This is a genomic window from Actinoplanes sp. NPDC051411 (assembly GCF_040682075.1).
Taxonomy (GTDB): domain Bacteria; phylum Actinomycetota; class Actinomycetes; order Mycobacteriales; family Micromonosporaceae; genus Actinoplanes.
Map to the genome: position 1 here is coordinate 43758 of NZ_JBFBAD010000043.1, position 18335 is coordinate 62092.

Below are 18335 nucleotides of genomic sequence, written 5' to 3' on the forward strand. Positions count from 1 at the left end.
AAATATCTACTTTGGTAAATCACCCGTAAAAGCGGTCGTGACGTGCCTATCTAGACAAGGGTGAATTCTGCTACGGACCGAAGTGCGCATAGGCCGCCCAGAACTCGGGTGCGTCCGGCAACGCCCGCCTGACTTCCAGCACCGCGGCGTGCAGCGCGACCGCCGACCGGGACGGATCGATGCCGCCGGGAACGGCCAGGCCGTCATAGAGCCGCGAACACACCACGGCCGTGATCGAGTCGGCGATCGACCACAGCGAGCCGATCACGTGCCGGAAGCCGGCGATCTGAAACGCCGTGCCGAGGCTGATCGTCTCGTCCGGCAGCACCTCCCCGCCCCGCACGGTCTCGCAGGCCGACAGCACGGCCAGCCCGGCCGGTCCGGTCGACCGGAGGTCCCACAGATCGCGGACGCTCAACGGCCCATCGGCCAAGGCGAGTCGACCGAGCGCCGGAACGGCCAGATCCTGGCTGCCGTGACACGAGAAATGCACGGCCGGACTTCCCGCCAATGCGGCCAGCACCTCTTCTTTGCGGGCCTCCGGGCCGACCAGCGATCGGACCCGAGTCACATGTCCGGCGACGATCCTTTCCTCCCGTGCCACCCCGGGCAGATCGGCCAGGCCTTCAGTCTTCGGCATCCCGACGAAAAGCGCGGTGTCGACGATATTCGCGCCGTCGTGCAGAAGCTCCCGCAACGATGCCGTATAGGACGGAACAGTTCGGTCCAGCGCCGCCGCGTGCAACGGCAAAAGGCTCAGCAAACCGGTCGGGCACCACCAGACACGGGAAATCTCCGGCCCCAGAACATCGAGCACCGGCTCGGCGACAACGCTCGACAACCATTCGATCGTTTCGGCGATCATCCGGCGGGCCGTCCCCCGGCCGCGGTCGTCGGGGGACGAGGTGACCACGCCGACCGCGGTCAGGAAAGCGACGACCCGGTCGGCCAGTTCGCCGGCGCTCAGCCCCGGCAGCGAAACGACCCGGACCTCACCGCCGGCCAGCACCAGCGCGTCGCATCGGCGACCAGCCACATTGACCACGACAACCGGCCCGCGATCGGCCGCACGCACCAGATCGGCGAATTCCGGCGGCCGCAGGAAATCGGCGAACCCGGGCACCCGCCGGATGCCGGCCAGCACTTCCCGGCGCTGAACCGCCATTTCGTGCCGTCGCTCGGGCACCCCATTCGCCGACGCGCCGTCGAGCAGGTCCTGCACTTCGGCCAGCCGATCGGCCCGCGCCGGCTCCCTTTCCCGCAACCGGTCCAGGCTCACCCGGGCGTCCCGCACCCGCGTGAGCAGCACACCCCGGCCGTATTCCAGCAACTCGACCGCCCGCTCCGGCCGGCCCGCCTCGATCGCGCATGCGGCCGCCGCCCCGGCCAGTCCGGCGAATCGGGTCAGCAATCGCGCCTGATCATCGGGATCCATACCGTGCCACGCGACCAGGTCGAGCAATTCAATCGCCGTCGTATAACCGTCCAGAGCCGCGGGCAGATCACCGGCGCCCTCGGCCAGTGCGGCATATCTTCGGGCGGCCGTCGCCCTCAGCAGAGACGGCGCGGCCTCGACCGCGCTCGCCGCGCTGAGCGCGGCCAGCGCCTCGTTTCGGAGGGCTTCGACTTCCGCCTGCGCCCTTTCCGGTACGCCGAGAGCTTCGTCCAGCGCCGTCGCGATGTTGAGCAGATACATCGTTTGTTCGGCGTGGCCGGCGTCCAATCCCTCGGGTGCCCGCCGATACGCGTCTAGGGCCGCCGGAAGGTCGGCCGACCGCCCGTCGAGCCGGGACCGCACCAGCAGCACGTTGCCGAGATTGGTGAATGCCCGTCGCCGGTCGGCCGGGCCGGCCAGCTCGCGGGCCCTCTCCAGCGCTTCGACCGCTTCGTCGAGCGCTTCCGCCTCGCCGGTCACCTGGTAGCGACTCAGGTTGGCCAGAGCCAGTGTGCCGAGAGTCGCCGCTTCGGCCCCGGCGTCACCGTCCCGCCGTACGAGCAGAGCGGCCTCTCGCAGAGAGGCCACCGACGCGGTGGCATCGTGCTGATTCTGGTCTTTGTCGCCGGCCGTGGCCTCGACCCGGCGGTTGAGCGCCGAGCCGTAGTTGGTCAGCAGCAGAAGCCGGTCGGGATAGTCGGGCGGCGTCGTGGCCAGCGCCCTTCGCAGTACCTCGATCGCCTCGGTGAGCGTCGGCATGTCCTGGGTGTGGCCGAACAGCGCCTGCAGCACCAGGCTGAGATTGGACAGATAGAGCGGCGTCTTCGGCGAATCGGCGGAGGCGGCCTCCCGGAGCAGTGCGGCCGCCGGTTCCAACCGGTCGATCCGGCCGGTGCGGTCGGCATCTTCCCGCCACAGATTGCCGAGGTTGTTCAATGCGTCCGGACGCGCCGGGTGCCCGGCCGGCAAAAGCCGCTCCGCCTCGATCAGCGCCTCCTCGGCAAGCCGCAACCCGTCGATTCCCGGCAGATCCGCGTGCCATCGACTGAACGTGTAGGCCAGAGAGGCCAGCCGCTCGCCCCGCGTCTCGTCGTCGACGGCCTCGTCGATGCTCAGCCGCAGCAGATAAATCGACTCGTTCAGATCGGCGCCCTGGCGATTCCGTTCATAACGGGTCTCGAGCAACTGTCCGGCGGCATGCTTCATCGCGGCGCCGCCGGCATTCCGATAAGCGTCGATCGCCCCGTCCAGATCGGCGGGATCATTGGTGCTCTCGTACCGGTCGCCGAGCAGTGGACCGAGCGTGGCACTGGCTTGCGGCGCATTCCGATAAGCATCGATCGCGCGGTCCCGGTCGGCCGGATCGCGGGTCTCGACATATCTTTCCGTATAGGCCGTGCCGAGCACCACGAAAAAGCGCGCGTCGGACAGGCCCGCGACCGCGGCCGCCAGCGTTTCCACCGCCCGGTCCAGATCGGCCCGATCGCGCCGCAACAGCCAGCGGTCCCTCAGCCGCTGACCCAGATTGCCCTGCGCCATCGCCCGGATCCGCGGATCGACGCCGGCCGCCCGCTCGACGTCGCCGAGCAGAACAATCGACTCGTTCAGCCGGGCCGGGTCACCACTGACCTCGAACAGGTCACCGAGAACGTTGCCGAGGTTGAACATCCGCGTCGGCCGTTCCCGGTCGCCGCCCGGCGTCGATTCCAGGCTCTCCCGGTGCAGTTCGACCGCCTTGCGAAGATGCTCGGCCGGCCGCCCGCGGTGCAGGAAGATGTCGCGATGAACGCGGCCGAGCGCCGACAGGAAATGCAGCCGCGCGGGCCCTTTCCCCTTCGCGACGGCTCGCCGCAGCAGGTCGGCCGCCCGGTCGGCCCCGCTGTAGTCGCCGCTCCGCTCGGCCCGGCCCATGATCTGCGCCGCTTCGAGAAACAGCTTCTGCGCCTCGTCGCCGGCCGGCTCCGGCCGGCGCGCCTTGCCCCCGTGCGCCTTGCCCCCGTGCGCCTTGCCCCCGTGCGCGGCGAGCAGCATCACGATCGACGCCGGCACCAGCTGCGGCACCGCCCCCATCAGTGCCTCGGTCAGCGCGACCGCCCGGTCGAGGTCGGCCTGCCGCCGCCCGGCCGGCAGCAGCTGAAAGCGGTACCAGTAGAAGCAGGCAATGAGAAAGACCGCCTCGGCCGTCCGCGGGTCGACCCGCCCACCGGCCTGCCCGAGTACCTCCTCGGCCGTGTCGACGGCCGCCGGCTCCAGCACGTGCCGAGCGTCCGAACTGGACCCGAACGCGTCGAGCCGCTGCCGCAGCCGCGCCACCGGATCCCCATCCCGCCGCCGCATCCGGCCTCCCCCAGGTCGCCGCCGAACACCCAGAGGTACCAGAGGACTACAACCGGCCGCCACCCGCCGGCACCGCGCCGGAACGACCGGCGTCGGTGGCCGATATCGCGCGGCCGCTTCGGTTTCGCCGCGCCACGCGTACAGAAAAAGGCGGTGCCGGCGCAATGCCGGCGCCGATCGACCGCCGTCGGCAACTCGGACAAATTACTCGGCTGCAACAAACCTGCAAACAATTGTCATTGACTCTCATATATCTACGGTGAGAGATTTCAGCAAGCAAATCCGTCCCGGAAACCGCTGAAGCGACGGGTGCTAATAGAGCACGCTCCCTCTTGCAAATCGACGGCCAATTGTTGCAATGCCGCCGATCTGCCGTGCCCGGAAAAGCGGTCGTCCCAATGCGACAAGGAGAAAGCGCATGGCACCGAGATCCGTCCCCCGCCGCCGGCTCCACCGGCTGGCGGCCGCCGGGGGACTGGCCGCGGCGGTCGCCGCGACCTTCGCGCTGACCGTCACCGACGCGTCGGCCGCCACGGTCTTCTCGTCCAACTTCGAATCCGGCTCCACCGGCTGGTCGAAGTCGGGCGGCACCTGGTCGGTCGTGTCCGACGGCTCACAGGTGTTCCAGCAGTCCGACGCGGGCAGCGCGCGGGCCCGGGAGTTCGCCGGCGACGCCGGCTGGACGGACTACTCGGTGCAGGCCCGGGTCAAGGCGACCTCGTTCGGATCGAGCACCGCCGTCGCCGCACTGACCGCCCGCGTCGACAGCGCGACCAAGATGTACCGGCTGTCGCTGGTCGGCGGCGGCAAGGTGCAGCTGGAGGCGATGAGCGGCAGCACGATCACGGTGCTCGGCTCGCTCAGCCGGTCGCTCTCCACCAGCACCTGGTACACGCTCAAGCTCACCGTCGCGGGCCACACGATCAGCGGCACGATCGACGGCACCAGCGTCGGCTCGGCCACCGACTCGTCGATCTCGGCCGGCCGGATCGGCCTGCTCACCGAGAGCGCGGCGGCCCGCTTCGACGACGTCGTGGTCGATTCCAGTACAGGCGGCGGAGGCACGACCACACCTCCGACCACACCTCCGACCACCCAGCCCACCAGCCCGCCGCCGACCGGCGGCGGAGGCAGCAGCACCGGCCTCGTCGGCTGGGCCACCCAGGGCGGCGGCACGACCGGCGGGGCCGGCGGCGGCTCGGTCACGGTCACCTCGTACGCCGACCTGGTCGCCCAGGCGAAGTCGGCGACCACCGAGACGATCCGGGTCAGCGGCCTGTTCAGCTGCTCCGACGACGTACGCGTGGCCGCCAACAAGACGATCATCGGCGTCGGCGCGAGCTCCGGCCTCACCGGCTGCGGCATCAACGTCAAGGACGTCAGCAACGTCATCATCCGCAACCTGAACATCTCGAAGGTGCTGGCCGGCAACGGCAACGGCGACGCGATCCACGTCGACGGCGGCACCCGCATCTGGATCGACCACAACGACCTGTCGAGCGACACCTCGCACGGCACCGACTACTACGACGGCCTGGTCGACCTGACCCACGCCGCCGACTACATCACCGTCTCCTGGAACCGGCTCCACGACCACATCAAGTGCTCGCTGGTCGGGCACAGCGACAGCAACGCGTCGGAGGACACCGGCCACCTGCGGATCACCTATCACCACAACGCGTTCATCAATTGCGCCGAGCGCGGCCCGCGGGTTCGTTTCGGCAACCCGGTGCACGTCTTCAACAACTACTACACCAACACGACGTCGTTCGATTACAGCTACAGCATCGCGACGACGGAGAACGCGGGCGTGCTGGTCGAGGGCAACTACTTCGAGAACATCACCGACCCGACGCACCTCAGCGAGGGCGACTCCGACCCGGGCAACCTGGTGGCGCGCAACAACTACTCGGTCAACTCGGGCACGATCCTGACCAGCGGCAGCGTCGGCTCGATCCCCTACTCCTACACGGTCGACACCCCGAGCTCGGTGAAGTCCATCGTCACCGCGGGCGCCGGCACCGGCAAGATCAGCTCCTAGGCGCGCAGGGTACCGGCGCCGGCGCCGGTACCCTCCCCTCCCCACATTTCTGACCCGGGGTATCTGGGCCGCGGTGCGGGCGCTCTCCCCTCGTGGGCCGCGAATGCCGGCCCGATCGGATACGGGAGTGACCATGACCGACGTGCGGCACGCCGGCCGGTTTGCGAACGGCCGGCACCGGCCATCGCCGGCGCCACTCCCGGATGACCTCCAGAACGGGGAGACATCATGATGAGGAAGAAGGCGTGGGCCGCCGGGATCATCAGCGGACTGATCGCATTCCTGACCTCACTGTCGACGGCCTTCCAGGGTCAGGACAGCGGATTCGAAACCATCACCATGGGCCAGTGGATCACCGCGCTGATCGCCTTCCTGGTCGCCTTCGGCGGCACCGGGGGCCTCACCTACGCGGTGAAGAACGACAACACCAGCCAGTCACCGGCCGAGCAGCCGGACCGGGCGACACCGGCCGGTCCGGAAACGAAAGAACTGGTCGACCAGGAGAATTCTCGGCCTTGACCGCGTCAGGGTTTCCGGCCGACCGCGCCGAACTCGTGCAGCTCGTCGCCCGCCGCCCCCGGCGCCGGGCGCCAGCTGTTGCACGGCACCAGACCCGGCTCGACGATCTCCAGCCCCTCGAGGAAGCGGGCCACTTCCTCCGGCCTGCGCAAGTGGTAGGAGAGCGGCGCGTTCGCGTTCCACACGCCGATGGCCTCCTCGAACGCCGGCCCGTCGAGCACGTTGGTGCCGTCGGCGGTGACCGGACAGCTGCCGGAGGGCAGCGCGCCCATCAGATGCCGGACGATCTCGACGGCCCGGTCGAGGTCGGCCACGTGCCCGAGGATGTTCATGAGGATCGGGCCGGCCGGCTCGGTCAGGTCGAGCGTGGTGCGGCCCGCCGCCTCGAGGATCGCGGCCGGGTCCGACAGGTCGGATAGAAGTCGGCGAACTGATCGCCGACCGGACGGTCGACCTCGAAGTTGTCCTTGCCGCCCAGCCGGTAGTTCCAGACCCGGGCGGAGTGCGGGATGTCGGTCGCGAGTTCGCTTTCGCTCATCAGTGGGCCTCGCGTCGGCGGGCGTATGCTAACCGTGACGATCCTGACATTCCCGTTTCTGATATTTCCGATTCCGATATTCCATTGTGGACGCTTTCTTACGGACGGTGGCCGGCCGCCATGACCGAGGTCGAACTGCGGATCGCGACGACGGCCGACGCCGAGGCCATCGCGCACATCTGGCACCGCGGCTGGCTCGACGGCCACCTCGGCCACGTGCCCGAGGCGCTGGTCGCCCATCGCACGCCGCAGTCGTTCGGGGTGCGCGCGGCCGCCCGGCTGGCGTCCGCGGCGCGCGCGGCCGACACGACCGTGGCCGTCGTCCGGGGTGAGGTGGCCGGCTTCGTCATGGTCACCGGCGACGAGGCCGAACAGGTCTACGTCGCCGCCGGTCACCGCGGTTCCGGTGTGGCCGCCGCCCTGCTGGCCGAGGCCGAGCGCCAGATCGCGGCGGCCGGCTTCGCCGAGGCCTGGCTGGCCGTGGTGCCGGGCAACGCCCGGGCCCGGCGGTTCTACGAGCGCCAGGGCTGGCACGACACCGGCGGCTTCGACTACGAGGCGGCCACCGCCACCGGAAGCGTCCGGGTCCCCTGCCGGCGCTATGCGAAGTCGTTGACCTAGGGGCCGGATTTACGAGGTCTCCTCCAGTCTCAGCTGCCCGGCCACCCGGACGTGGTCGAGAGCCAGCAACTGCCCGTCCGAGGCGAGCAGCCGCTCCCGCGCCTCGGCCGGCAACCACACCGGCGACCCGGCGGCCAGCGGCAGCAGATGCAGCCTGACGCGGGCGCCGGGCCGATAGCCGGCGTCACGCAGGTTCACGACCCACTCGGAGCCGTCCCAGAATCGGTCGGTGACCGTGCGCCCGTCCACCCGCAGCTGTCCGACGTCGCCGGCCCACCCGATGAACAGCAGCGCGTCGAGCGCCGGATCGGCCGCCCACGGGGGAAGGTCGACCCGGTAGACCGCCGCGAGGTCGTCGAACACGTCCTGAGCCGGCGCCGACTCCCGCCCGTCGAACTTGCCGTAGGAGACCGGCACCGCGCGCCCGGCCTCCCGCTCGACCGCTACCGTTGCCCGCTCCGGCTCCGGCAACCTTCCGCCGTTTTCCATCGCGGCCAGTGCGAGCGGGGTGAAGGCGCGCGACGCCGGGTCGTAGACCAGGGCATCCGGGCCGGCGGCCGCGATCCGGCCCGAGGGGCCCCAGCTCAGCTCCGACGCGCTCAGCAGCAGGCGTCGGCCGCCCGGCCCGTCCGAGCAGACCCACACCAGCGCGGCGTCCTCCGCCGGGAGCACCAGGAGATCGAGGTCACCGACCCGCCGAGGCTCCCGGGACGGCGTCACCGCATGGGCCACCCCGTCGACCGCGTATTCCACCGGGACGCCCGGGGAGGCGGTCACGACGAGGGTGGGGCCGGGGAGGACGGTCAGGGCGGAGGCGGTCACCCAGTCCAGGCGTACGCCCGCGAGCGTGAGCCGGAGCGGCCAGCGCGCCAGGGTTCCGGCCGGGATGTCGACCGGTTGCGACGGCAGGACCAGGGAATCGTCGTCGAGCGTGACCCGGAACTGGGCATCACGACAGGTGTCGAGCGGCACGTGCGGCTGGTGCCAGGCGATGAAGAGGAAGCCGCTGACCCCGTCCGAGCGCAGGGCCCAGCGAAGGGTCGACGAGTCTTCGACGCCGGCCGGCGGAAACGACGGCAGGCTGGACGGCATCTCGGTCAGCGACGCCCCGAAGGCGGCCAGGAACGCGTGCTGCTGCCGCAACAGGGAGTGGCCCGGGCCGAGCACTCCCGCCTCCCCGATCGGCGCGTGGAAGTCGTAGCCGAGGCGCTGCAGATCGTTCGGGTAGCCGGTCTCGTGCGATTCGTGGGTGCCGGGTGGGTTGGTGCCACCGGCATACATGTAGTAGCCCTGCCAGGCCGATCCGTTGCCGATCTTGCAATGCGCGACCGCGGCCACGTCGAGCGCCGTCGGAAGGGGCCGCCGATGGTAGGCCGTCGCCATGCCGCCGCCCAGTTCGGCGGTGGCCGGGGGGAAGTCGGGAGAAAGCGGGGACGGGGCGGCCGGCGGCCGGTCCCGCCGCAGGTCGGCCCCGATCCCCGGGTCGTCCCAGACGTGCGAGAAGAGGTAGTGCGCGCGAAACGTCGGGTCCCACGGCGCGTCGGCGTCGACCCAGAACCCGTCGCCGTAGCCGCCGTAGAGCGGCATCACCGTGGAGGCGGGCAGCGACGCGCTCCCCCAGGCCGTCGCGGTCCAGAGCGGCGCGGCCATGCCGGCGTCACGGGCCATCGATTTCAACGTGACCAGGTGCTGGGGCTGGTCGTACAGCTCGTTCTCGAGCTGAATGCCGAGGTAGGACGACCGCCCGTCCAGTTGGCGCCCGAGCTGGCCGAACCAATCGCGCACCAGAGCGAGATAGGCCGGGTCGTCGGTCCGATGGCGTACGGCAGCGTGCTGAACCCAATCGGGGAAGCCGCCGTTGCGGGTTTCGCCGTGGCACCACGGACCGATCCGGAGGATCAGGTCCATTCCCTCGGAGGCGCACAGATCGACGAAGGCGGCCACGTCGAGGTTGCCGTCGAAGCGCGGGCGGCCGCGAAGCGGAACGTGGTGGAGCCAGAACACATATGACGCCACAACGGTCACCCCGCCGGCCCGCATCTGGCGCAGCCGCGACCGCCAGCGCGAGCGCGGAACCCGGCTGTAGTGCAGCTCGCCGGAGACCGGGATGACCGGCACCCCGTCGCGCAGCAGGGCCCGGCTGGTCAGCGCGACGCCGGGACGCGCGTCTTCGTCGTTGCTCATCCGCGGCCGGCGAAGCGGCGTGGCCCAGGGTTGGTGACGCACGAGCAGCACGAGCGACTCCTCCGACGATGGCGGTAACGTTGCCGGACCTGTAACCGGTCACAGGACCATACAGCCTGATAACAGCGCTGACGCAAGCCCTTGACAACGAGGAAACCGAGCAGCACTGTAACCGGTCACAGGCACGGTTCAGTGACGCACGTCTCCGGAGGACCGATGAACAGGAAGATGACGCTGGCCGGAGTCCTGGCCGCGATTTTGATCTTGGCAAGCGCGTGCGGCAACAAGGACGACGACAAGACGGGCGCGGCCAAGACGGGCGGCAAGGTCGAGCTCACCTACTGGAGCTGGGCCCCCAACATGGACAAGGTCGTCGCGGGCTGGAACTCCACCCACCCCGACATCCACGTCACGGTCAACAAGCAGGACGGCGGCGACCCGGCGGTCACCAAGCTGCTCACCGCGGTCAAGGCCGGCAGCGGCGCCCCCGACGTCATGCAGGCCGAATATCAGAAGATCCCGACCCTGGTCTCGGCCAACGCGATCGCCGACATCGCCAAGCAGGCCGGCTCGCTCAAGGACAAGTTCCCGGCCAGCGCGTGGAACTCGGTCACCCTAGGCTCCGACGCGGTCTACGGCGTCCCGCAGGACACCGGCCCGATGATGTTCTTCTACCGCACCGACGTCTTCGCCAAGCTCGGCCTGTCGGCGCCCAAGACCTGGGACGACTACGCCGCCGACGCCAAGAAGATCCATCAGGCCGACACGAAGCAGTACCTCGGCACCTTCTCGGCCAACGACCCGGGCTGGTTCACGGGCCTCGCCCAGCAGGCCGGCGCCAGCTGGTGGGGCGTGCAGGGCGACTCCTGGACGGTCGACATCAACGACGCCAACACCCAGAAGGTCGCCTCCTACTGGGGCAACCTGGTGCAGCAGGGCGTGATCGACAACAAGCCGATGTACACCCCGGAGTGGAACGCCGCCCTCAACGACGGCACCCAGGTCGGCTGGCTCGGCGCGGTCTGGGGCCCAGGCGTCCTCGAGGGCAGCGCGGCCAAGACCAAGGGCAAGTGGAAGGCCGCGACGCTGCCGCAGTGGGACACCGCCAAGGCGGCCAACGGCAACTGGGGCGGCTCGGCGACCAGCGTCACCACGCAGAGCAAGCACAAGGACGAGGCGGCCCAGTTCATCGCCTGGCTCAACACCGACCCGGCCGCGCTCAAGGCCCTAGCCGGCGACTCCAACGTCTACCCGGCCGCCAACGACGCGACCAGCACCGCGCTGACCTCGCCGCCGGCGTTCTTCAGCAACCAGCCCGACTACTACGCGGTCGCCCAGCAGGCCGGGCAGGCCACCAACCCGTTCACCTACGGGCCCGACGTCAACGTCACCTTCAGCTCCTACAACGACAACTTCGGCAAGGCGGCCGAGTCGAAGCAGGCGTCCCAGTTCACCGCCGCGCTCGCGACCATGCAGCAGGCCACCGTCGCCGACATGAAGAACACCGGCTTCAAACTCGCCGGCTGACGCCGGGACAAACCAGAGGGGAGGTCACGGTCGCATGCGAGCAAGCTTTTCCCGTACGCGGGGAGCGCCTTATTCGTTCCTCGCGCCGGCACTGGTCCTGTTCGCCGCCTTCCTGGCCGCGCCGATCGTCTACACGATCTACCTGAGCCTGCGCCGGGTGCACGTCAAAGGCCTGGGGCTGGGCGCCGGTTCGCGGACCGAGGTGTGGGCCGGGCTGAGCAACTACGCCCGGTCGATGACCGACCCCGACTTCCTGCCCAGCGTCGAGCGGATCGGGGCGTACGGCGCGATCGTCGTTCCGATCATGCTCGGCCTGGCCCTGCTGATGGCCCTCCTGCTGGACGCCGGGCGCACCCGGGTCGGCACGTTCGCGCGCACCGCGATCTTCCTGCCGTACGCCGTGCCGGCCGTGGTCGCCTCGCTGCTCTGGGGCTTCCTCTACCTGCCCCGGGTGAGCCCGATCGTCGACGCCATGCAGGGCGCCGGTCTCCACCCGCCCAACTTCCTCGACAATTCCTGGGTGCTCTGGGCGGTGGCCAACATCGCGGTCTGGGGCGGCACCGGTTTCAACATGATCGTGCTCTACACCGCGCTGCGGACCATCCCGACCGACCTGTTCGAGGCGGCCCGGCTCGACGGCGCGTCGGACACCCAGATCGCGCTCCGCATCAAGATCCCGATCATCGCGCCCTCGCTGGTGATGACGTTCGTCTTCTCGCTGATCGCGACCCTGCAGGTGTTCGCCGAGCCGATGACGCTGCGGCCGCTGAGCAACACGATCTCGACCACCTGGACGCCGCTGATGAAGGTCTTCCGCGACGCCTTCACCCGCAACGACATCTATTCGGCCGCCGCCACCTCGGTCGTGATCGCGCTGGCGAGCTTCATGGTGTCGTTCGGATTCCTCAAGATCGTCGGCTCGCGCGCCTTCAGCCAGGAGGACTGACACGATGGCCCTGACCACCACCCTGCCGGTCACGCCGGCCGCCGCGAAGCCGGCGCGGGCGGTCAAAAGCCGGGGAAACCTGCGCCGGAGCCCGACCGCCACCGTGCTCCTGCTGCTCGGCGCCGCCTACTGCCTGTTCCCCGTGTTGTGGGTACTGATCGCGTCGACCAAGAGCGCCGGCGAGCTGTTCAGCACGCTCACGCTGTCGCCGAGCACGCACCTGTTCGACAACGTGCGCACGCTCAGCGACTACCGCGGCGGGCTCTACTGGCGGTGGATGCTCAACTCGGCGCTCTACGCCGGAGTCGGCGGAGCCGCCTCGATGCTGGTCTCGGCGATGGCCGGCTTCGCGCTCGCCAAATACACGTTTGCCGGCAAGTCGGCGATCTTCAACCTGGTCCTGGCCGGTGTGCTGGTGCCCGGGGTGCTGCTGGCGGTCCCGCAATATCTGCTGCTGGCCAAGGTCGGGATGACCAACACCTACTGGTCGGTGCTTCTGCCCAACATCATCTCCCCGTACGGGATCTATCTGTGCCGCATCTTCGCGGCCGCCGCCGTGCCCACCGAGGTTTTGGAAGCCGCCCGGATCGACGGCGCCGGCGACTGGCGCACCTTCGGCCGGGTCGCCCTGCCGATGATGAAGGGCGGGCTGGTGACGGTCTTCCTGTTCCAGTTCGTGGCGATCTGGAACAACTTCATGCTGCCCTACATCATGCTCGGCGACGATCACCTCTATCCGGTCACCGTCGGGCTGAGCGGCCTGCTCAACCAGGGCGCGTCCCAGCCCGCGATGTACACCTCGGTGGTCACCGGCGCGCTGCTGTCGATCATTCCGCTCGTCGCGCTCTTCCTCGGTCTCCAGCGCTACTGGCGGGTCGACCTGGGCGCCGGCGCGGTCAAAGCGTGAGGTGGTGGCGGATATGATCCCCGTTGTGCCGACCCGCAAGCGGCCCACCATTCGCGATGTCGCCCGCGAGGCCGGAGTCTCCTACGCAACCGTCTCCCGCGTGATCAACGGCCGGGAGTGGGTCAGCCCCGAGGCCCTCCAGTCGGTGCGCGACGCGATCGCCCGCACCGGCTACACGGCCAACCCGCACGCGCGGTCGCTGGCCACCGGCAAGGCCGGCTCGATCGCCTTCCTGCTCACCGAACCGCAGCACCTGCTCTTCTCCGACCCCAACTTCTCGGTGCTGCTGCGCGGGGTCGCCCAGGCGCTGTCCGACCGCGAGCAGACGCTGATCCTGATGATCGCGGCCACCCCCGAGGAGCGCAGCCGCACCTTCAACTACCTGTCCGGCGGCCACGTCGACGGGGTCCTGCTGGTGTCGCCGCACTCCGGCGACCCGCTGCTCGGCCAGCTCGTGCGGGCCGGGGTGCCGATCGTGGCCTGCGGGCGGGTCCTCGGCTACGAGCAGGTGATCAGCTCGGTGGCGGCCGACGACCGCTCGGGCGGCCGGTCGGCGGTCGAGCACCTGCTGGCCGCCGGCTGCCGCAAGATCGCGATGATCACCGGGCCGCAGGACACGTCGGGTGGGGTTGACCGGCTGCAGGGTTACACCGACGCGTTGATCGCGCACGGCCTCGACATCGAGCCGGCCCGGATCGTGCACGGGGACTGGAGCCGCGAGAGCGGGGCGGCGGCCATGCGGGTCCTCCTGGAACGGGCACCCGACCTCGACGCGGTGTTCGTCGCCTCCGACTCGATGGCGGCGGCGACGCTGCCGGTGCTGCGCGAGGCCGGCCGCCGGGTGCCCGACGACGTGCGGGTGGTCGGGTTCGACGACACCGGTCTCGCCGAGACGCTCGATCCGCCGCTGTCGACCGTGCACCACCCGCTCGACCGGATCGCCGAGGAGATGGTCCGGCTGCTCACCGACGTGGTGGCCGGCCGCACCCCGCTGTCGATCACGGTGCCGACGACGCTCGTCCTGCGCGAGTCCTCACCGGCCGACTCGGCGGCGGCCGGCGCGGCCCGGCCCGACTTCCGCTGGATCCGACCCGAACCGTCCTGACCCACCGGCTCTACGGCCCGCCAGCCCGGGCCAGCCGGGCAAGGGCCGGGCCAGCCGGGCAAGGGCCGGGCCAGCCGGGCCAGCCGGGCCAGCCGGGCCAGCCGGGCAGGGGCCGGGCCAGTCAGGCAGGGGCCGGGCCAGTCAGGCAGGGGCCGGGCCAGTCAGGCAGGGGCCGGGCCAGTCAGGCAGGGGCCGGGCCAGTCAGGCAGGGGCCGGGCGAGCTGGGCAGGGCCGGGCAAGGGCCGGGCCAGCCGGCCTCGCGTGACATGCCGGACTCGACCAACCCGAAACAGCGCCACCCGAAACCGCGCCACCCGAAACCGCCTGCTCTCCCAGACGGCCGAAAGGCACTAACCCGGCGTCTCCACCGGCGCCGGTCTGCACCTTTTGTCGACCAGAAGGAGCGCCATGAAACCGTCCCTGCGCGCGGCCCTCGCCGCCGCCGTCCTCAGCGCGATCCCGCTCGCGCTCGCGGCCGCTCCGGCCCACGCCGCGAACACCCTCACCATGCTCGGCGCCGACGTCTCCTCGCTGCAGCGGAGCCTCGACCTGGGCGCGAAGTACTACAACGCCGCCGGCACCGCCGCCGACCCGCTCGACATCCTCAAGTCGAAGGGCCTCAACTATGCCCGCCTGCGGGTCTGGAACTCGCCGGCCAGCGGCTACAACAACAAGGCCAAGGTGCTGCAGGCGGCCCGGACCATCAAGTCGAAGGGCCTCAAGCTGCTGATCGACTTCCACTACTCCGACACCTGGGCCGACCCGGGCAAGCAATATCCGCCCGCCGCCTGGGCGTCGCACTCGCTCACCCAGTTGCAGTCCGACGTCTACAACTACACCTACGACGTGTGCTCGAGTCTCAAGGCGCAGGGCACCACGCCCGACAGCGTGCAGATCGGCAACGAGATCAACGTCGGCATGCTGTGGCCGAAGGGTCAGGTGACCAGCAACAACTTCGCGCCGCTCGCGTCGCTGCTCAAGCAGGGTTATGCCGCGGCCAAGGCCTGCAACAGCGGCACCCAGGTGATGATCCACACGGCCGACGCGGACAGCGACGCGAATGCCCGCTGGTTCTACGACGGCATCCGGGCGCAGGGTGTGACCTGGGACATCACGGCGCTGTCCTACTACTGCTTCTGGCACGGCAGCCTGGCCAACCTCTCCAACGTCATCACCGACGTGAGGTCGCGTTACGGCAAACCGGTCGTGATCGCCGAGACGGCATATCCGTTCACGACCGCCAATGCCGACAGCGAGGGCAACTCGTACAGCGGGGCGACGCCATGCGATGGCAATGCCGCGAGCTGGAGTGGGCAGGCGACCGAGTTTTCGTGGATCCAGAACACCGCCCGTAATGCCGGGGCGGTCGGCATCTTCTACTGGGAACCGACCTGGTATGCGATCAAGGGCAACGGCTGGGATCCGGCCAATATGAACGGCACCGGCGACGGCTGGGACAACATGGCGGTCTTCGACTGGACCGGCCACGTCAACCCGAGCATTGTCTGGACGCCGTAGATCGGCCCGAAACAGCTGACGGCCCGGGATGTGACTAGCGTCCCGGGCCGTCAGCGCCTGTACACGGCATAATCACGCTGATCAGGACGCTGTTCCAATCGGTAACAACGACGTTTCGCAACGGGAGCAGACATGCAGCGGCATCGGGTTGTGGTGATCGGCGCCGGGTTCGGCGGCCTCTTCGCGATCAAGGCTCTGCGCAACGCACCGGTCGACATCACTCTGATCAACGGCACGGCATACCACCTCTTCCAGCCCCTGCTTTACCAGGTCGCCACCGGCATCCTCTCCGAGGGCGAGATCGCGCCCCCGATCCGCGAGGTGCTCAAGCGCCAGGAAAACGTCGACGTCAGGCTCGGCTGGGCCGAGCACGTCGACGTCGAGAACAAGGTCGTGTCGGTGTCCGGTCCCGGCGTCGACTACACGGTCGAATACGACACGCTGATCGTCGCGGCCGGCGCCTCGCAGTCCTATTTCGGCAATGACGGCTACGCCGAGTTCGCCCCCGGCATGAAGAGCATCGACGACGCGCTCGAGCTGCGCGCCCGCATCTTCGGCGCGTTCGAGATCGCCGATCTGCAGAGCGACCCGGCCGACATCGACCGCTGGCTGACGTTCGTCGTGGTCGGCGCCGGCCCGACCGGCACCGAGATGGCCGGCCAGATCGCCGAGCTGGCCCACCGCAACCTGCCCGGGCAATACAAGCACATCGACCCCCGCCGGGCCCGCATCATCCTGGTCGACGCGGTCGGGGCGGTGCTCAACACGTTCGGCGACCACCTGTCGACCCGGGCGCTGCGCCAGCTGCACCTGCTCGGCGTCGAGGTCGAGCTCAACACCAAGGTCGTCGGCGTCGACGCGACCGGCATCGAGGTCGAGACCGAGCGCGGCCACGAGCGCATCCCGGCGATGACCAAGATCTGGGCGGCCGGCGTGGCCGCTCCCCCGCTGGCCCGCCAGATCGCCGAGGCCACCGGCGCACCCACCGACCGGTCGGGCCGCATCCACGTCGAGAACGACCTGACCGTCCCCGGGCACCCGGAGATCTTCGTCGTCGGCGACCTGATCAACCTGAACGACGAGCACGGCCAGCAGTTGCCGGGCGTCGCCCAGGTGGCCATCCAGGGCGGCCGCTACGCCGCCGGCCTGATCAAGCACCGCCTGGCCGGCAAGCCCGCGGGCAAGCCGTTCAAGTACTTCGACAAGGGCAGCCTGGCCACCGTGTCGCGCTTCGTGGCGATCGCGAGCATCGGCAAGCTGCGGCTCTCCGGCTTCGTTGCCTGGCTGATCTGGGTCGCCGTCCACCTGTTCTATCTGGTCGGCTTCAAGAACCGCCTGACCGCGGTGCTGCACTGGTTCGTCAGCTTCCTCGGCCGCGGCCGCAGCGAGCGGGTCTCCACGGTTCAGCAGGCGTTCGCCCGCCAGGCCATCAAGGCCTACGGCGATCCCTTCGAGCGCGCCCGCGAGCAGATCGAGGCCTCGGAGGCGACCCACACCGACGCGTAACGCGGCCTGCTGACCCGCCGAGCGGGCATGCCCGGGCGACTCGTAACATCCGCGGGTCAATATCGATGACCTTAGGAAACCGATGACTGCCGTTCGCCCGCCTCGCTCCTGGGAACTCCAAACAGCCGCCGTCATGGCCGCGGTCGCGGCCGCGGCGCTGTTCGGCATCGTGCTGTTCGTTCGCGATCTGGCTCTGCGCGACCATGTGCTCAACGGTGGGGTGGATGGGCTGTCGCCGTGGGTGGCCGGCCTGGTGCTCCACGGCGACGCGTTCGACCTGTTGTTCTTCGTCGTGCTGATCGCTTACATCTTCGGCTTCGGGGCGTGGCGGCGCGAGACTCAGCGGATGCTCGAGACGATCGGTGACACGCGCACCCCGGTCACCGTGCACTGGACCGTCGTGGCGTGGAACCTGGCCATCGCGCTGGCCTTCATGATCCGCTTGACGGCGGAGCATTCCGGGGACGCGGCGGCGGATCTGACCGTCGACGCCGTACAGAACGGTGTGCGCCTGGTGGGCATCGCCTGTCTTCTGATCGGCGTGTGGCAGATCCGCGAACAGGTGCTTCTGCGGGTCACCGAGGCCGGCATCCACTTGCGGCATGATGAGCCGCGGCCGTCGTCGATGCCGGTGCGCGACCTGCTGCCCGCGGTGACCGGCGAGGCGCCGGCGGCCGACGAGGACTTCTGGGCGCGGGTGGCCCGCACCGCCACCGGGCTCCGCGAAGACCTGGCCCTGCTGGAGAAGACCGGCCCGCTGGCCTACCGCTGGTTGCTGGTTCCGGCCGACGGCGACCTCACCGCGGTGCGGGCCGAGCTCGCCCCCGGCGCGGAGATCACCGTCTTCCTGGAGCCACCGGCTGCCACCGAGACGAAGAACTACACCCCGTTCCCGGCCGAGATCTATCAGGGATTCCTCGAGGACGAGGCCGGCGCGCTCACCTGCCAGTCGGTCACCCGGCGGCGGGTGCCGGCGTTTCTCGCCCGGGCCCGCACCGCCCGCCGCTGGGCCCTCTATCCGCATCCGAGCCCGACCGCGCTGACCGCGACGGTGGCGCGCGAGACCCCTGTCCTCGACCGCTGAGAGCGGGATCTCAGCCGAAACGGCCGCCGACCGCGGGGACCTCAGCCGAAACGGCCGCCGACCGCGG

General features: G+C 69.7%; 14 protein-coding genes. 10 read left to right on the forward strand and 4 right to left on the reverse strand.

Features of this window, described 5'->3' with window-relative positions; translation table 11 throughout:
• Positions 1-70: 70 nt before the first annotated feature.
• Positions 71-3772, reverse strand: coding sequence for a CHAT domain-containing protein (locus tag AB0M88_RS23975; RefSeq protein WP_364105737.1), 3702 nt, complete (start codon positions 3770-3772; stop codon positions 71-73).
• Positions 3773-4190: 418 nt separating this feature from the next.
• On the opposite strand from AB0M88_RS23975, the gene AB0M88_RS23980 reads away from it, so the two are divergent.
• Both AB0M88_RS23980 and AB0M88_RS23985 read left to right on the forward strand, forming a co-directional pair.
• On the forward strand, positions 4191-5813 hold the full coding sequence (locus tag AB0M88_RS23980; RefSeq protein ID WP_364105739.1) for a pectate lyase: 1623 nt from the start codon (positions 4191-4193) through the stop codon (positions 5811-5813).
• Positions 5814-6041: 228 nt separating this feature from the next.
• Positions 6042-6332, forward strand: coding sequence for a hypothetical protein (locus AB0M88_RS23985; protein ID WP_364105741.1), 291 nt, complete (start codon positions 6042-6044; stop codon positions 6330-6332).
• A 5-nt stretch (positions 6333-6337) separates the two neighbouring features.
• Here the strand turns inward: AB0M88_RS23985 and AB0M88_RS23990 are convergent, their stop codons facing one another.
• Entirely contained in the window at positions 6338-6664 is a 327-nt protein-coding gene (locus AB0M88_RS23990) for an SAM-dependent methyltransferase (RefSeq protein ID WP_364105743.1), read from the reverse strand.
• Between the two features lie 23 nt (positions 6665-6687).
• On the reverse strand, positions 6688-6870 hold the full coding sequence (locus AB0M88_RS23995) for an SAM-dependent methyltransferase (protein WP_364105745.1): 183 nt from the start codon (positions 6868-6870) through the stop codon (positions 6688-6690).
• 120 nt (positions 6871-6990) lie between these two features.
• On the opposite strand from AB0M88_RS23995, the gene AB0M88_RS24000 reads away from it, so the two are divergent.
• Complete coding sequence (locus AB0M88_RS24000) at positions 6991-7491, forward strand: GNAT family N-acetyltransferase (protein WP_364105747.1); 501 nt, start codon at positions 6991-6993, stop codon at positions 7489-7491.
• A gap of 9 nt (positions 7492-7500) precedes the next feature.
• Here the strand turns inward: AB0M88_RS24000 and AB0M88_RS24005 are convergent, their stop codons facing one another.
• A complete protein-coding gene (locus AB0M88_RS24005) occupies positions 7501-9726 on the reverse strand; it encodes a beta-galactosidase (RefSeq protein WP_364105749.1) in 2226 nt (741 codons plus the stop codon).
• A gap of 165 nt (positions 9727-9891) precedes the next feature.
• Here AB0M88_RS24005 and AB0M88_RS24010 point away from each other — a divergent pair, with 165 nt between their 5' ends.
• The 7 genes from AB0M88_RS24010 to AB0M88_RS24040 all read left to right on the forward strand — a co-directional run bounded on the left by AB0M88_RS24010 (position 9892) and on the right by AB0M88_RS24040 (position 18268).
• A complete protein-coding gene (locus AB0M88_RS24010) occupies positions 9892-11202 on the forward strand; it encodes an extracellular solute-binding protein (protein ID WP_364105751.1) in 1311 nt (436 codons plus the stop codon).
• 34 nt (positions 11203-11236) lie between these two features.
• Positions 11237-12148 carry a sugar ABC transporter permease gene (locus AB0M88_RS24015; RefSeq protein ID WP_364105753.1) on the forward strand — a complete coding sequence of 304 codons (912 nt, stop codon included), beginning with the start codon at positions 11237-11239 and terminating at the stop codon, positions 12146-12148.
• A 4-nt stretch (positions 12149-12152) separates the two neighbouring features.
• The gene (locus AB0M88_RS24020) at positions 12153-13055 is read left to right on the forward strand and encodes a carbohydrate ABC transporter permease (protein WP_364105755.1); all 903 of its coding nucleotides are present in this window, start codon (positions 12153-12155) and stop codon (positions 13053-13055) included.
• 25 nt (positions 13056-13080) lie between these two features.
• Positions 13081-14160, forward strand: coding sequence for a LacI family DNA-binding transcriptional regulator (locus AB0M88_RS24025; RefSeq protein WP_364105757.1), 1080 nt, complete (start codon positions 13081-13083; stop codon positions 14158-14160).
• 408 nt (positions 14161-14568) lie between these two features.
• Entirely contained in the window at positions 14569-15678 is a 1110-nt protein-coding gene (locus AB0M88_RS24030) for a glycosyl hydrolase 53 family protein (protein WP_364105759.1), read from the forward strand.
• Between the two features lie 132 nt (positions 15679-15810).
• On the forward strand, positions 15811-17184 hold the full coding sequence (locus AB0M88_RS24035; protein WP_364105761.1) for an NAD(P)/FAD-dependent oxidoreductase: 1374 nt from the start codon (positions 15811-15813) through the stop codon (positions 17182-17184).
• Between the two features lie 82 nt (positions 17185-17266).
• The gene (locus tag AB0M88_RS24040; RefSeq protein ID WP_364105763.1) at positions 17267-18268 is read left to right on the forward strand and encodes a hypothetical protein; all 1002 of its coding nucleotides are present in this window, start codon (positions 17267-17269) and stop codon (positions 18266-18268) included.
• Positions 18269-18335: the final 67 nt, after the last annotated feature.

Bases quoted from the DNA above. Each gene is read 5' to 3' on its own strand.
- AB0M88_RS23975 (WP_364105737.1), bottom strand. From the start codon at position 3,772: ATGCGGCGGCGGGATGGGGATCCGGTGGCGCGGCTGCGGCAGCGGCTC.
- AB0M88_RS23980 (WP_364105739.1), top strand. From the start codon at position 4,191: ATGGCACCGAGATCCGTCCCCCGCCGCCGGCTCCACCGGCTGGCGGCC.
- AB0M88_RS23990 (WP_364105743.1), bottom strand. From the start codon at position 6,664: ATGAACATCCTCGGGCACGTGGCCGACCTCGACCGGGCCGTCGAGATC.
- AB0M88_RS24000 (WP_364105747.1), top strand. From the start codon at position 6,991: ATGACCGAGGTCGAACTGCGGATCGCGACGACGGCCGACGCCGAGGCC.
- AB0M88_RS24040 (WP_364105763.1), top strand. From the start codon at position 17,267: ATGACTGCCGTTCGCCCGCCTCGCTCCTGGGAACTCCAAACAGCCGCC.
- AB0M88_RS23985 (WP_364105741.1), top strand. From the start codon at position 6,042: ATGATGAGGAAGAAGGCGTGGGCCGCCGGGATCATCAGCGGACTGATC.
- AB0M88_RS24020 (WP_364105755.1), top strand. From the start codon at position 12,153: ATGGCCCTGACCACCACCCTGCCGGTCACGCCGGCCGCCGCGAAGCCG.
- AB0M88_RS24015 (WP_364105753.1), top strand. From the start codon at position 11,237: ATGCGAGCAAGCTTTTCCCGTACGCGGGGAGCGCCTTATTCGTTCCTC.
- AB0M88_RS24035 (WP_364105761.1), top strand. From the start codon at position 15,811: ATGCAGCGGCATCGGGTTGTGGTGATCGGCGCCGGGTTCGGCGGCCTC.
- AB0M88_RS23995 (WP_364105745.1), bottom strand. From the start codon at position 6,870: ATGAGCGAAAGCGAACTCGCGACCGACATCCCGCACTCCGCCCGGGTC.
- AB0M88_RS24030 (WP_364105759.1), top strand. From the start codon at position 14,569: ATGAAACCGTCCCTGCGCGCGGCCCTCGCCGCCGCCGTCCTCAGCGCG.
- AB0M88_RS24010 (WP_364105751.1), top strand. From the start codon at position 9,892: ATGAACAGGAAGATGACGCTGGCCGGAGTCCTGGCCGCGATTTTGATC.